General features: G+C 56.2%; 11 protein-coding genes. All 11 read left to right on the top strand.

Features of this window, described 5'->3' with window-relative positions; all coding sequences use genetic code 11:
- Positions 1 to 93 precede the first annotated feature (93 nt).
- The 11 genes from ACXJJY_RS11875 (at position 94) to ACXJJY_RS11825 (ending at position 15,190) form a co-directional block, all read left to right on the top strand.
- On the top strand, positions 94 to 1,464 hold the full coding sequence (locus tag ACXJJY_RS11875; protein ID WP_456388046.1) for a DUF1015 domain-containing protein: 1,371 nt from the start codon (positions 94 to 96) through the stop codon (positions 1,462 to 1,464).
- The gene (locus tag ACXJJY_RS11870; RefSeq protein ID WP_456388044.1) at positions 1,445 to 2,209 is read left to right on the top strand and encodes a tRNA1(Val) (adenine(37)-N6)-methyltransferase; all 765 of its coding nucleotides are present in this window, start codon (positions 1,445 to 1,447) and stop codon (positions 2,207 to 2,209) included. The genes ACXJJY_RS11875 and ACXJJY_RS11870 overlap by 20 nt, the downstream gene beginning before the upstream one ends.
- A gap of 3 nt (positions 2,210 to 2,212) precedes the next feature.
- Positions 2,213 to 3,745 carry a YifB family Mg chelatase-like AAA ATPase gene (locus ACXJJY_RS11865; RefSeq protein WP_456388042.1) on the top strand — a complete coding sequence of 511 codons (1,533 nt, stop codon included), beginning with the start codon at positions 2,213 to 2,215 and terminating at the stop codon, positions 3,743 to 3,745.
- Positions 3,746 to 4,228: 483 nt separating this feature from the next.
- Positions 4,229 to 4,462 (top strand): hypothetical protein, encoded by a 234-nt coding sequence (locus ACXJJY_RS11860; protein WP_267928510.1) that lies wholly within the window; start codon positions 4,229 to 4,231, stop codon positions 4,460 to 4,462.
- A 23-nt stretch (positions 4,463 to 4,485) separates the two neighbouring features.
- A complete protein-coding gene (locus ACXJJY_RS11855; RefSeq protein ID WP_456388040.1) occupies positions 4,486 to 6,804 on the top strand; it encodes a molybdopterin-dependent oxidoreductase in 2,319 nt (772 codons plus the stop codon).
- Positions 6,804 to 7,448, top strand: a complete 645-nt coding sequence (locus ACXJJY_RS11850; protein ID WP_456388038.1) for a hypothetical protein — start codon at positions 6,804 to 6,806, stop codon at positions 7,446 to 7,448. Before ACXJJY_RS11855 ends, ACXJJY_RS11850 begins: the two co-directional genes overlap by 1 nt.
- A 16-nt stretch (positions 7,449 to 7,464) precedes the next feature.
- Complete coding sequence (locus ACXJJY_RS11845; RefSeq protein WP_456388036.1) at positions 7,465 to 8,091, top strand: hypothetical protein; 627 nt, start codon at positions 7,465 to 7,467, stop codon at positions 8,089 to 8,091.
- A gap of 44 nt (positions 8,092 to 8,135) precedes the next feature.
- A complete protein-coding gene (locus tag ACXJJY_RS11840; protein WP_456388034.1) occupies positions 8,136 to 9,068 on the top strand; it encodes a 4Fe-4S dicluster domain-containing protein in 933 nt (310 codons plus the stop codon).
- Positions 9,069 to 9,100: 32 nt separating this feature from the next.
- On the top strand, positions 9,101 to 10,336 hold the full coding sequence (dsrP, locus tag ACXJJY_RS11835; RefSeq protein ID WP_456388032.1) for a sulfate reduction electron transfer complex DsrMKJOP subunit DsrP: 1,236 nt from the start codon (positions 9,101 to 9,103) through the stop codon (positions 10,334 to 10,336).
- 514 nt (positions 10,337 to 10,850) lie between these two features.
- Positions 10,851 to 13,463 (top strand): PAS domain-containing hybrid sensor histidine kinase/response regulator family protein, encoded by a 2,613-nt coding sequence (locus ACXJJY_RS11830; RefSeq protein WP_456388030.1) that lies wholly within the window; start codon positions 10,851 to 10,853, stop codon positions 13,461 to 13,463.
- Positions 13,460 to 15,190, top strand: coding sequence for a hypothetical protein (locus ACXJJY_RS11825; protein WP_456388028.1), 1,731 nt, complete (start codon positions 13,460 to 13,462; stop codon positions 15,188 to 15,190). Before ACXJJY_RS11830 ends, ACXJJY_RS11825 begins: the two co-directional genes overlap by 4 nt.
- The last annotated feature ends 15 nt before the right edge of the window (positions 15,191 to 15,205 follow it).

The following is a 15,205-nucleotide window of genomic DNA, read 5'->3' as shown; positions in this document are numbered from 1 at the left end:
TGCGTAATGTTGCAACAGACTGTCAAGCTGTCTTTCAGGTTTATGTTTTTTATATACTAATATTTTTGTCACGGATTCAGGAGGAATATATTCATGGCTGTAATAGCCCCGTTCCGGGGGGTGCGCTTCAATCCCGACAAGATCAGGGTCGAAGACGTGGTTACCCCGCCCTATGATGTCATCAGCGATGAGGATGGAGCCGCTCTGGTCCAGAAAAACCCCTACAACATGATCCGGCTGGATCTGCGCAGTTCCTCGGAAAAGGACGGGGAAAGCCGGGAACGCTATACCGGAGCCAGAGACCGTTTCGACTCCTGGCAGGAAGAAGCCGTCCTTATCCGTGACGAGAAACCGGCGATATATCTCTACTATATAGACTACACCCATCCATCCGGCCAGCGGCTTACGCGCAAGGGTATGGTGGCCCTGGTGGGGCTGGCCGAGTTTTCCGAAGGCATTGTCAGGCCCCATGAAAAGACTTTTGCCGGTGTGGTCTCTGACCGGATAGAGCTCATGGACGAATGTCAGGCCCAGTTCAGTCAGGTTTTTTCCATCTATCCCGACAGCGACCAGGAAATTATCCGCACTCTGGAGCAGGCCCGCGAGCCTGAACCTCTTTACCAGGTCACCGATGCAGGCGGCAATATCCACACCATCTGGCGGGTGACCGACCCGGCCGCCCTGGCGAGGGCGCAGCAGCTTTTTGCCGACAAGCCGGTCTATATCGCCGATGGACATCATCGCTACACCACGGCCCTGGAAGTAAAGAAACGGGCCCGGGAGCGTAATCCTGACCTGCCTGCCGACAGTCCGTATAATTTCATCATGATGTACCTCTGTGCCCGTGAAGACGAGGGCCTTTCCGTACTTCCCACCCATCGGCTCGTGCACTGGCCTGGACGGATGAGTGCAGACGAGCTGGTCGAGCGGCTCAGGCAGGGCATGCATGTGGAGGAGGTCGGCGGCGGGATCCGTGACGCCCTTATCGTGGCAGTACTCCAGCGTATGGACGAGGCGGAGATGTCCGGCCACCTGCCGGCCTTCGGGGTTTATCATCCCGGGGAAGATCGCTGTTTTCTCCTCCGGATCCGGCAGGAGGTCCTGGAGAAACATGGATCGCTGCGCGGCAAGCCGCCTGTGTTGCGGGATCTGGACGTGGTGGTGCTCTCCGAGCTTTTGATCCACGATTATTTGGGGCTGTCCCACGAACAGTGCGTGCAAGACAACCTGGTCGCCTACATCAGTGACGTGGACGAGGCCCTGGACCGGGCCGTCAAGGCAAGTGTGGCCGACAGCTCCACGACTCCCCTTCTTTTTCTCCTTAATCCCACCCGGGTGGAACAGGTAACATCTGTAGCCGACAGCGGCGAGATAATGCCCCATAAATCAACCTATTTCTATCCTAAGATCATGACTGGCTTCCTGATCAACAAGCTGGAGAAAGATGAGCACATTCAGGTCTGAGGATGGCCCGGGGGGGGAAGGTGTTATCCGGGACGATACCCTTTTTTCCGGGCGGCTGCATTGTCGGCAGCATGCCGGTGGATATCGTTTTTCTGTAGATTCCGTATTGCTGGCCGGTATGGTCCCGGTTCGGCCGGGCGATCAGGTGCTCGACCTGGGCTGTGGCTGCGGGGTGATCGGTCTCATTCTTGCTTTCAGAAATCCCGGCATTCACCTGGTCGGCCTGGAGCTGCAGTCCTCCCTGGTTCGACTGGCCAGGGACAATGTGGCACTCGGTGGCTTTGAGGACCGGTTCACCATCGTCCAGGGTGACCTGCGCCATATCGACCGCTACCTGGAGCCGGAATCTTTTGACCAGGTAGTCTGCAATCCGCCTTTTTACCCGAAGGGCTCAGGCCGGATGAGCAGGGGTGATGAGCAGCGGATGGCCCGCCATGAAATCAGCGCCACTCTTGCTGATGTGGTGCGGGCGTCCCGGTTTTGTGTCAGGAACCATGGCAGAGTCAGCCTGGTCTATCCGGTCATGCGCCTGGGAGTCCTGGTTGCCACCCTCCATGATCAACGGCTCGGGGTACAAAAAATTGTACCGATCTACAGCTGTCCGGAGGATGACCGGGCCTGTCTGGTGGTGGTGCAGGCGATCAAGAACGGAGGTGGTGAGACCCTGCTGGCTCCGCCAATATATATCTACGCCCACCGCAACGGTCCCTGGAGCCCGGCCATGGAGAGACTGTATGAGGAGTAAGTGATGCTTGCAAAGGTGTTGACCTGCGCTGTGGCCGGAGTCAATGGGCGTCTGGTTCAGGTGGAGGTGGACCTGGCCCAGGGGCTGCCCGGGTTTTCCACCGTCGGTCTGCCCGAAGGGGCGGTGCGCGAGGCCAAGGATCGTGTCCGGGCTGCCATCCGGAATGGTGGCTACGAGTTTCCCGTGCGCCGGATCACCGTCAACCTGGCTCCTGCTTCCCTCAAGAAAGAGGGTTCCGGTTATGATCTGCCCATGGCTCTGGGTATTCTTGCGGCTTCAGAGCAGCTTCTCTGTGAGGGCCTGGATCGCACCGCAATCATCGGCGAGCTTTCTCTGGATGGTTTGGTCCGTCCGGTCCGGGGGGTGTTGTCCATGGCTCTTGCCGCCCGGCAGCATGGAGTGGCCCGTTTCCTGGTTCCGGAGGCCAATGCCAGGGAGGCTGCGGTGGTGGAGGGGGTAGAGGTCATGGGCGTGACCCGGCTGGACCAGGCGGTCGATATCCTTGCCGGGCGCATGGTCTTTTCACCGGTGCAGGTGGATCTGGAGGCCCTTTTCCATCGCCAGGATTTGTACCCGCTCGATTTTTCCGAGGTCAAAGGTCAGGAGCATGTGAAACGGGCCCTGGAGATTGCCGCGGCCGGCGGACATAATATCCTGCTGTCCGGTGTGCCCGGGACCGGCAAGACCATGATGGCAAGGCGCCTGCCCACCATTCTTCCAGATCTCGTCCTGGAGGAAGCTATCGAAACGACCCGGGTCTATTCAGCCTCCGGCCTTCTGCCAGACGATACTCCGCTGCTGGTGACCCGTCCCTTTCGCAGTCCCCATCATACCATCTCCGACGCCGGCCTGATCGGCGGCGGGCAGATGCCCCGGCCCGGTGAGGTATCGCTGGCTCACAACGGGGTTCTCTTTCTCGATGAGCTTCCCGAGTTTCGTAAACATGTCCTGGAGGTCCTGCGTCAGCCCCTGGAAGACGGGACCGTGACCATATCCAGGGCCGCTCAATCGCTCCTCTTTCCGGCCCGGTTCATGCTGGTGGCGGCTATGAACCCCTGTCCCTGCGGCTACCTGGGCGACTCCCGAAAGGAGTGCACCTGCACTCCGATTCATATAAAGCGTTACCGAGCCCGTCTTTCGGGACCACTTCTGGACCGGATCGACATGCACATCGAGGTGCCGCCGGTGCGTCTTGAGGACATGCACGACTGTGAGCCTGGTGAGTCATCGACCATCATCCGGCAGCGTGTCAACCGGGCCCGCCGTGTTCAGCGGCATCGTTTCCGGAAGGCCGGGGGTATATTCTGCAATGCGCAGATGGGGCCGGCCCAGCTCCGGGAGAACTGCCGGCTCGGCAGTGATGCCGCGGCGCTGCTCAGGCGCTCCATCGAGGCCCTGGGCCTGTCCGCCAGGGCTTATAACCGCATTCTCAAGATCGCCCGGACCATTGCTGATCTCGAAGAGGTTTCCGTCATCAATCAGAGCCATATCGCTGAGGCGGTCCAGTACCGGCGCCTGCAGTATGAACTGACCTGATTTTTTTCTTTTTCCCTTTCCCCACCCCCTGTCACTCAGGTAAAGCTGTCCCGGCTTAAGTCTTCCTGATTTCTTTTTGGCCTGCAAAATTTTGGCTCTTCAAGGCCCCCTGGTCAAGATGGTTGCCATTTGCACCCTGGTGTCCGGAGTAAACTGCTGCCTGAACATTTCTGATCTCCGAGCAATGAGCTCAACACCAGGTTGCATGACTGAGCTTTCCGGGATTCGCTGAGGGTACCACTTTGTTACCATTTCGGAACGTATTAGGCGGGAAAGTGTCACGAAGTGGTAACATAAGTTGATCGGCTGAAAAGTATCCATCTGTTTTTGTGTAATTGTTAAACTGGCATGATAGTTGTATGCTTTCGAGCATGTCTTTTGTACCACGTTGATGTATCTGGTATGCGATTTTGTGCAAGATGGTCCGGTTTTCGGCGGGCCGGATCGCAATTTGTAATCAGAAAAGTTTCAAGAGGAGGAACAATGCCCATTCTAAGTTATCTGGCACTGCCCCATAAAGGAGCCATGGACCAGCTCTGCGCTGATCTGTCAGATATGGATTATTGCGAAATCATTCCGGCGGAAAATCAGGAGGTGGTGGTTCTGGTCACCGATACTCCTGATGAGAAGACCGAAAAGACTCTTCAGGAAACATTGAAAAAATTGCCTTCATTACAGTCACTCAGCATGACTTTTGGCCATAGTGCAGAACAATAAACAGGGAGAAGAAAGAGGATAACATGAAATTAAACAGAAGATCATTCATCAAATCTGCGGCTGCGACCAGTGCCATTGCGGCGGCTGGGTCTATTTTCCCTGGGATCAGCTTCGCCAACTGGAAAAGACAGGACGGCTCCATCGGACAGGTAACCTGGAAAAAGACACCGTGTCGTTTCTGCGGCACCGGCTGCGGTCTTCTCGTCGGCGTCATGGGTGACCGGGCCGTGGCAGTCAAGGGCGATCCCAATTGCAGTGTCAACAAGGGGCTCTGTTGCGTCAAGGGGTATCACTCCATCCAGGCCCTGTATGGCAAGGACCGGATCACCAAGGCCAAGGTTCGCAAGGGCAGCAAGATGGTGGAAGTGCCCATCAACGAGGCCCTGGATCTGGTAGCCGCCAAGCTCAAGGAAACCAGAAAAAAGTACGGCAAGGATTCTGTGGCCATCTATGGCTCCGGCCAGTGGACCATTCCGGACGGTTATGTGGCCTCGAAGCTCTTCAAGGGTTGCCTTGGCACCAATAACGTCGAGGCCAACGCCCGACTCTGCATGGCCAGCGCTGTAACCGGCTTCTTCACCTCCTTTGGTATCGACGAGCCCATGGGATGCTACGAGGATATCGAGCATGCCGATGTCTTTGTGACCTGGGGCAACAACATGGCCGAAATGCACCCGGTCCTTTTCTCCCGGATGCTGGCGACCCGCAAGCGGCGTGGCAACGTGACCATCATTGACCTGGCCACCAGGACTACCAGGACAAGCCAGGCGGCCGACAAGTCGATCCTGTTCAAACCCAATACCGACCTGGCGGTGGCCAATGCCATTTGCTACGAGATCATCCGCAACGACTGGGTGAACTGGGACTTTGTCAAAAAACATACGACCTTCCACAAGGGCAAGACCAACATCGGTTACGGTACCGAGGACCATTTTTCCTTCAAGGACAAACCAGAAAACATCACATTTGAGGAATACAAGGAGTTCCTCAAGGACTATACCCCGGAAAAGGTGGAAAAGATCTCCGGGGTTTCGGCCCGTGACATCAAGTATCTGGCCTCCCTGTACGGCGACCCGACCAGGAAATGCACCTCTTTCTGGTGTATGGGCATGAACCAGCATGTCCGTGGAACCTGGATCAATAATCTGGTCTACAACATTCACCTTCTCACCGGCAAGATCTCCACCCCGGGTAACTCACCCTTTTCGCTCACCGGTCAGCCCAGTGCCTGCGGCACGGTCCGCGAGGTCGGCACTCTGACCCATAAGCTGCCCCACGGTGTGGTCATGAACGAGCATGACCGCAAGCTGGCGGCAGAGATCTGGGATGTACCGGTTTCCAACATTGACCCCAAGCCCACCTACCATACTGTGGAGATGTTCAGGGCCCTGGATCGGGGCGACATCCGCTTCATGTGGATCCAGGTTACCAACCCGATGATCACTATGCCCAATCTGAACCGCTACCGGAATGGCGCCCTCAAAGAAGATCGGTTCATCGTGGTCTCGGATGTCTATCCTACCCCGACCACCGACGTGGCCGACGTGATTCTGCCAGCCACCTTCTGGATCGAGCAGGAGGGCATGTTTGGCAATTCCGAGCGCAGGACCCAGCATTTTGAGCGTATTGTTCCCGGTCCCGGCGAGACCATGTCCGACACCTGGCAGATCATCGAGGTGGCCAGAAGGCTTGGTTTCCAGAAGCAGTTCCCCTGGAGTGAAGAGAACTATATAGAGAAAATCTGGGAGGAGTATCGGCGTTTTCATAATAATCCCAAGCATAACATGGCTCCCTACAAGGTACTCAAGGCCCGTTCCGGTGTCCAGTGGCCCTTTGTCAACGGCAAGGAAACCAGGTGGCGGTTCAATGCCAAGTATGATCCAGCCTGCAGGCCAGGGACCGATTTCGATTTTTACGGCAAGAAGGATGGCAAGGCCTGGATCTGGGCCCGCCCCTACGAGCCCGCCGCGGAATCACCGGATAATGAATATGATTTCTGGCTCAATACCGGTCGGGTGATCGAACACTGGCACACCGGTTCAATGACCCGCAGGATTCCGGTCCTGCACCGGGCCGTTCCGGAATCATATGTGGAGATCAATCCAGAAGACGCCGCAGAGCTTGGCATTGTCAATGGAGAAAAGGTGCGTATCATTTCCCGTCGTGGATCGGTTGTCATGAAGGCCTTGATCAACGGTCGCGGTGTCCCGCCGCGGGGAATGGTCTTTGTGCCGTTTTTTGACGAGAGCTATAAAATCAACGAGGTCACCCTGGATGCTTTCTGCCCCATTTCAAAGCAGCCCGATTACAAAAAATGTGCCGTACGCCTGGAGAAAGCGTGATGAATATGACAGGTAGAATAGTTGGCAAAATGGCCTTCGCCATTGGTGCTGTCTGCTTGTCCTGGGCATGTGCGGCGCTGTCTTTGCAGGCAGCGCCCGGCATTCCCCAGGGCTTTGACTGGAATGGCGAGAAAATCTATAAACGTTACGATGCAACGCCTCTGGCTGCCATGACTGGTACCGATGGCCGGCGCAATCTCAACACCTTCTACGATCGCCGCCAGTACCCCGGATCGCCGCCAGTGGTGCCTCATTTTGTGCCCAGATCCTTTTCCGGAGACGGCTCAAAGTGTGTTTCCTGCCATGAAAATGGCGGCTATGTGGCTGAACTGGACGCCTTTGCTCCGGTGACCCCACACCCAGAAAACGAAAACTGCTTCCAGTGTCACGTGCCCCAGACCACGGACAAGCTGTTCATGGAAATCAACTGGGAATCGGTGAGGCCGCCCAAGCTTGGTCTGTCCAGACTGGGAGGATCTCCACCACCGGTGCCCCACAGCCTGCAGTTGCGTGGTGACTGTATTGCCTGTCATACGGGCTCCGGTGCCGTGGCCGAGATTCGGGTGGAACATGGATCGCGCGGCAACTGCCGTCAGTGCCATGTCCCGACGGTGACCATGGAAACATTTCAGAGAAAAAACTGAGGGCAAGAGATACGTTATGAGCAAATTACCTTATCGTGCCGGTCTGTCCCTCCTGGCGCTGGCAGCGGTGTTTCTGCCCATTCAGGCCGTCGGAGAGTCCGGTTCTCACGGGTCGGGCTCGGTCATGGCCCGGATTAACCATGCAGTAGAAACGTTTGACAGCATGAAGATCGAATCGGCCTATTCTTTGCCGGTCAAAACAGTGCGGGCAAAAGAGACCTATCAGGGTGGTCGCTTCAAGGTGCTGGCCCGCAAGGGCGAGATCAGGCGTTACCGCTGCAGCAGTTGTCACAACGACAAGCCTATGCTGGTCCAGGACGGTGCGGCTCTTACCCACGGCGACATCAGGCTCAACCATGGTCTGGGAGAGAACCAGCTGACCTGTATCGAGTGTCATTCCATTGAGAATCGAGATTTTCTGATCGATAAACAGGGGCAGAAAATTGATTTTGATCACAGCTATCAACTCTGTGGAAAATGTCATTTTCGCCAGAAGCGTGACTGGCTTGGAGGGGCACACGGCAAGCGCGAGGCATATTGGGCTGGAGAACGGGTGGTACGAAACTGTACCAGCTGCCACAACCCCCACTCCCCTGCCTTTCCTAAAAAAATGCCGGCGACATATTCTCTGCCGTTGGATTGAGAGGGGGTGCGATTATGGAACCCAGCAACAAGAAAGAAGGTCGTATGCAGTTAGAAGAAATTTCAGAGAACAAGTCTTCCCGCCGCGACTTCATGAAGAACATGTCCATTGCCGCTGCGGCCGGTTCGGCCGGCCTGGTGGTCGGTGGCTGCGGTGGTTCACAGGCCACCGAGGAAATGGGCCTGAAGTGGGAGGAGTATTTCAAGAAACATTACCGGCTGATGACCCAGGAAGAAAAAGACGAAACCGTGGCCCGGCTTGAGCGGCTGGCCAAGCTCCAGCGGGGCATCGATATCCAGATGTCCAACCAGGAACCACGTGAGAATGTTCTCTACGGTTATGCCTTCAATATTTCCCGCTGCAAGGGCTACATGGACTGCGTGGAGGCCTGTGTGCAGGAGAACAACCTGGATCGGAGGACCAAGACCCAGTATATCCGGATCTTTGAGATGGATCCGGGTAAACTGGATCCCTCCAGCGGTGATGGCAAGTATTTCCATGAGGTGCCGGTGGACAATAAATTTTATATGGGCGTGCAGTGTTTTCACTGTGAAAACGCCCCCTGTATCAAGGCCTGTCCCACCAAGGCCACCTGGCGGGAGCCCGATGGCATTGTGGTGGTGGACTACGACTGGTGCATCGGCTGCCGTTACTGCCTGGCGGCCTGTCCGTACTGGGGTCGTCGTTTCAACTGGGGCGACCCGGTGGTGCCCAGGGACGAGATCAACCGCAAGCAGCATTATCTGGGTAACCGTATGCGGATGAAGGGGGTCATGGAAAAATGTACCTTCTGCGTGCAGCGGACCCGTCAGGGCAAGCTGCCGGCCTGTGCCGATGCCTGTCCCACCGGTTCCAGGGTGTTTGGAAATCTGCTTGATCCAAACAGTGAGATCCGTTTTGTCCTGCAGAACAAGAAGGTCTTCCGGTTCAAGGAAGACCTGGGGACCGACCCCAAGTTCTGGTATTTCATGGATTGATGGCACAAGGCCAATAACAGAAGGGAAATATAATGACTACCAACCCAAGGAACGGATTCGTTGCTTTCATCTCAGACTGCCTGCGCTGGGCGTTTAGCGGCGGTCTGGGATTCAAGATGTACCTGGCTGTCCTGCTCGTCCTGATGGTGTCCGGAGCCCTGGCTTACGGGCGCCAGTTCCAGGAAGGGCTCATGATCACCGGCATGAGTGATATTGTCAGCTGGGGTCTGTATATCTCCAATTTTACTTTTTTCGTCGGCGTGGCCGCTGCAGCGGTTATGCTGATTCTGCCGGCCTATATCCTCAAAGACCGGGATCTGCACGAAGTGGTCATCATAGGCGAGGGGGTGGCGGTGGGAGCACTCGTGATGTGTTTGCTCTTCATCACCGTTGATATGGGGGGACCGCTCAAGGTCTGGCACATGATACCAGGGATCGGGCTCTTCAACTGGCCCTCCTCCATTCTCACCTGGGACATGCTGGTCTTGAACGGCTACCTGGCTCTGAACAGTCTGGTGCCGCTCTACATTCTCTATTCCAACTATCATGGCCGCAAGCCAGTGGGCTGGAAGTATCAGCCCTTTGTCTTTCTCTCCATTTTCTGGGCTGTCTCCATTCACATGGTTACAGCCTTTCTCTACCAGGGATTGCCGGCAAGGCCGTTCTGGAACAACCCGCTGCTTGGTCCCCGGTTCCTGGCCTCTGCCTTTGCTGCCGGCCCGGCGGTTATCATGATGGTCTTGATCGTTATCAAGGAGATGACCAGCTATCCCATTGATCAGAATATTTTCAGAAAACTGAAGAGAATCATTGTGGTGGCTGCAGTCATCAACCTGGTCATGCTTTTCTCCGAAGTCTTCAAGGAGTTTTACACTGTGACTCACCACTCGCTTTCGGCCCAGTACCTCTTCTTCGGGCTGGACGGGCACGATTCCCTGGTACCCTGGATCTGGTCGGCGATCAGTCTCAATATTCTCGGGACTCTGCTCTTTGCCTTTGACCCGACAAAATGCAATCCCAAGTACCTGATGGTTGCGGCGATCAGCCTTTTCACCGGTATCTGGATTGAAAAGGGCTTTGGCCTGATTATTCCCGGCTTCATTCCCTCGCCCCTTGGCGAGGTGGTGGACTACACTCCGAGTACACCGGAGATCCTCATAACCCTTGGTATTCTGGCCACCGGGGCCTTTGTGGTCACCATCCTGATCAAACCGGCCCTGGTTATAGAACAACGGTTCAAGGAAGGTCGGGCAGGATCCTCTGCCTGATCCTTCTGGTTACCTCCTGCAGGGCCGCCCCTGTCTCCGCTCCCCTTCCGGGGCCGGGCAGGGGCTTTTTTTTTGCTTTTTTTTCACCCGGGACTGCGGTCCGGATTTTCTTTATGAGTGGTATTGCTTTTTCCCTCAGCTGGACTGCCTTTCAACTTTTATTTGATCAGTTGTTTGCCCCGTTCTCGACAGGTAAAATATATCGGCCGGAAAAAGAAATACTTCGCGCTGTTTCAAAGTTTTTGTAATACTTGTAGAATAACTGTGAGGGCTTCAAACGGATCTTCTCCGGAACCTAGCTGGGAAGATCTGGCCGGTTTGAGCCAGGACTTTTCGCTAATTACGTAACCAGATCCTTTCGTTTTTTTGACCATTTTTCATTACATCACCTCCAGGTCACCTGACGCCGGCCGGGGCTGGACGTCTGTCCACACCACCACCAGGTGGGGGAACGGCCAGGGAGACCGTCCAGTTTCCAGTTTTCAGTACCATGTCTGAGTCCGGGACAGCGAAGATGTCGTTTCTGCGTCGTGGCGGGCAGTTCACTGGCGCCATCCGCCGGAGACTGGCGGTGCTTTTCATCCTGGTTTGCCTGACCCTTGCCGGGGTGGTTATCCTGGCAGACCAGGCGGCCCGAATGATCTACAGTGCCCGCCAGCAAACTGCTCTCAGGCATATCGTTTTTGAAATCGACGAGTTTATAGTCTTTCACATGGGAAAGGCCGCTTCCCGCCTGGCTCGTTCGCCGCTGGTCCAGCTGGTGTGCTCTGGTGGCGCACCAGTGGATGAAACGGACCTGATCCGTGTGCTGAGCACGGCCCGGGACGTCCTCGATGCCGCCATTGTCTATGTCATGGACCGCAATGGCACGGTCGTTGCCTCTTCTCCTTATGGCAATGGACAGAGCCTGACCGGCAGGAACTACCGTTTTCGGCCCTACTTCACCCGGGCCATGTCCGGCGAATCGTTTCAGTATGCCGCAGTGGGAGTGACCACCAACAGGCGGGGTATCTATTTCTCGGCCCCGGTTTTTGCCGAGGATAAAACCACTCCGGTTGGGGTGGTGGTGGTCAAGGCAGGGCTGGAATCCATCGATTCGTTCATGGATGTGCTCTCCGATGAACAGGTGGGGCTTCTTCTTTCGCCCCATGGGATCGTTCTGTCGGCCACTGATCCAGATCTGCTCTTCAAGGCTGCCTTTCCCCTGTCACCTGAAGAATTGGCCAGGATTCGTGCCAGCCGTCAGTTCAGCGAGCACCCGTTGGACCCCCTGCCATTTCAACTCATTGATTCCATGGTGGAGTGGAACAACACCCGCTATCTGCTGAACATGGCTCCGCTGGCTCTTGATGGCTGGAAGCTGGCCGGCCTCTATCCGGCTCCCTATCCGGTGTTGGCAGTCCTGTTTGGGTGCCTGGCTGTTCTCGGTCTTGGCCTGACAGCCTTTTTCATGATTGTTCAGCGCCATAAGGAACACCTTCTGGTGGATGAGGTGCGCCAGGGGAGGCTTGAGCGACGCCGGGCCGAGGCTGATCGCCGCGAGGCCATGCAGGAGCTGGAAACGATCCTCAGTGCCAGCCTGGTCGGTATCGCCCTGGTCCGGGATGGGTGCGTCACCACTGTCAACGATCAGTTTGGCAAGATTTTCGGCTACACCAGGAACGAGGTCCTGGGCGCGGATGTGCGTGATTTTTTCCCGTCCCGGGAGTCTTTTCGCAGCTTTGTTCACCAGTTCGGCCGCCAGATGGCCCGGCGGGACCTGGAACATGTTGAATATCAGCTGCAGCGTAAGGATGGCACCATTCTCGATTGCCTGCTGAGTGGCAAGGCCATCGCCGGTCCGGACTTGAGAGAGGGCATGGTCTGGGTTGTGGCCGATATTACCCGCCGCAAGCAGGTGGAGCGTGACCTGGAGAAGGCTCGGAAACAGGCCGAGGCCGCCAGCCAGGCCAAGAGTGAGTTTCTGGCCAATATGAGCCATGAAATCCGTACTCCCATGAATGGTATCATCGGCCTGACCGATCTCTTGCTTGCAGGCAAGCTGACAAAGCCCCAGAGACAGCAGTTGGAACTGATCCGGGTCTCCTCGGATCGGCTCATGTATATCATCAACGACATCCTCGATTTCTCGAAGGTCGAGGCCGGCCGTGTAGAGCTGGACCTGCAGCCGTTTAGTCTCCGTGATCTCCTTGCCGCTCTCCACGGCAACCTCCAGGTTCAGGCTCTGGAAAAGGGACTTTCCTTTGGTATTGATATCGACGATAAAGTCCCGGAGGACCTGGTCGGTGATTCGGCCAGGCTCAGCCAGATTCTCATGAACCTGGCCGGAAACGGCATCAAGTTCACCAGTGAGGGGCGGGTGCACATCAAGGTGGACCTGGAGAAAATCGATTTTGAAACAGACACAGCCTGGCTCATCTTTACAGTTATCGATACCGGTATCGGCATAGCTTCCAGAGACCGGGAAGCCGTGTTCGAGGCTTTTGTCCAGGCCGATACTTCCCATTCCCGTCATTTTGGCGGCACAGGTCTGGGTCTGTCCATTTCACGGCGGTTGGTGGATCTCATGGGCGGACACATCGCCCTGCAAAGTGAACAGGGAAGAGGAACCATTTTCACGGTCCGGATTCCCTTCACCATGGTCTCGGTCAAGGTGTCCGGTGATGGTGGCTCCAGGTCGACCAAAGTTCCGCAGACCTCGCCGGGCGGTGCCATCCTTCTGGTCGAGGATGAATACATCAACACAACCCTGGCCGTGACCCTGCTGGAGCAGGCCGGCTATCAGGTGAGTGTGGCGTCCAGTGGCCGGGAAGCGGTTACGTCCTGGCAGGAGTACCAGTTTGATTGTATTCTCATGGATATCCAGATGCCTGATATGGACGGACTCGAGGCCACCAGGATGATCCGGAAACTTGAACAGGAAAGGGGAGACCATATTACCATCATTGCCATGACCGCTCATGCCATGGAAGAGGATCGGGCCCAGTGTCTTGCCGCCGGTATGGACGATTATATCGCCAAGCCCATCGATGCGGCTTCCCTCCTGGCTCTTTTACGCAAATATCTCTCCTCCGCCGGCCGGTCTGCGCGGACTCAGGCGCCATCTGTTTCGGAGGGAAAGAGGTGAAGCGGTTGCTGCTCCTTTTTGCCCTGCTGGCACTCTTCGCCGGCTCCGGTTATTTCCTTGGTACCGGCCTCAACAAAGAGGTCCGTCCTGAAGAGGTTATTCCAGCTTCGGCAAGTGCTGTTTTTGCCCTGAACAACCCTGTTGCCTCCTATCATAGTTTCCTGCGGACACCACTGGGAGTCCGTCTGTGCGCCATCGACTGGGCCGGGGTCCTGGCTGATCTGGCAATGGACGAAGATATAGCCAGAGAGATTCTCAAACAGATCCCGCAAATTGACCGGCTGGCAACTTCTTCCCTGGCCAGGGAACTTTTCAGCCGCCGGGTCTTTGTCACCCTGCTTCCTGCCCGGGAAACCGGGGCAGGGTCCGGTTCGATCCATAAACAGATTGTGGTGGTCACCGAGCCCGCCTATCCCGCCCGGATATTTGACCTGCTCGACACCGTTGTGGCCCCGGGGCTGGGTGTCGGTATGGAGCACTATCAGGGCAGGGTCATTCGGAAATATCTTTTGTCCCGGAATCTGACCCTCTATGTAACCCGTATTGATGGCCTGTTGCTCTGTTCCCTGGATCCTGAGCCGCTCAGACAATGTCTGGATGAAAACCTTTCCCGCCTGACAAGGAGCCGGACAGGACTTGCTAACAGTTCAGGGTATATGGACCTGCTCAAGAAAGGAGGCCAGGCCCGGGATGTCTTTTTTTATGTTGATTTTTCCGGGATCGCCAACCTGGTTGGTGCCACTTTGTCAGGCGGTGCGGATCAGAAGGAGAACCTGGAATTGTTGCGCGATTTTCTGGCTCAGCTGGAATGCGGCGCTCTTTTTCTGGATCGCGGCCCGGATGTGGTGCGCCTGACCACGGTAATCCGTCCGGACACGGACCGTCTGGGTCCTCTGGGGCAGAATCTGCTTGCCAGGAGCCCGGTTCTCAACAGGAAGATATCTGTCATGCCGGCAGATCTGGTGGTCTATTTCTGGTCCAACTGGCTTGATCTTCCCGCCTGGTGGCAGAAGGTACCAGGTCCGCAGGCCAGGAAAATGGAAAGAGTGGTTCTTAAGCACTCTGGCCTGTCCATGGACGCATTTTTCTCGCTCTTTGGCCAAGAATTTGGTTTTAATGTATCCGAGATCAGAACTTCCGGCTTTGTCCCGGTGCCGAGAATCTGTCTGTGCGTCGAAGTGCGGGACCGTCAGAGACTGGCCTCCCTACTGGCTCCCTGGCTTGAAGGTTTACCTCTGCGGCGGGAAAAGGTGGACGGTGGAGAAATTGTTTCACTGATGGCCGCAGACGGACTGATGCAGCCATCCTATGCACTGTTGGAAAAATTTATGATCGTTGCCGACGGTCGGGATCAGATCGATGCAATCCTGCCTGCTGCAGGGGCGTATGCCATGGCGAATCCTCGCCTGGCCGATGATCCTGCCTTTGTAGAGGTGGATGTTGGCATGATGAAACCGTCGAACGTGATTTTTTTCGCCCGTGTATCCCGTCTGGTTCCCGGCCTCAAGGAGTTCGCCGCCTGGGGCAGCATCCTCTTGTCCATCTGGGACAAGGAGGCCGCGCGCAGAAGCCGGATACTGGTTGATCAAATCATCGATCCTCTGCTTGATGGCTTGTCCATGTTCCGGGCCCTGGCTCTGCGCGGTACGGTCGAGGGCAGGGATCTGGTCTGGCGGGCAGGGTTGAGCCGCGAGCGCGGAAAATTGCAGGACAACGATCACCGGTAAGGGTAACCCGGGTTT

It is taken from the genome of Desulfolithobacter sp. (assembly GCF_054025815.1).
The sequence above is the reverse complement of the archived record's forward strand: the minus strand, read 5'-3'. Positions and strand labels throughout refer to the sequence as shown.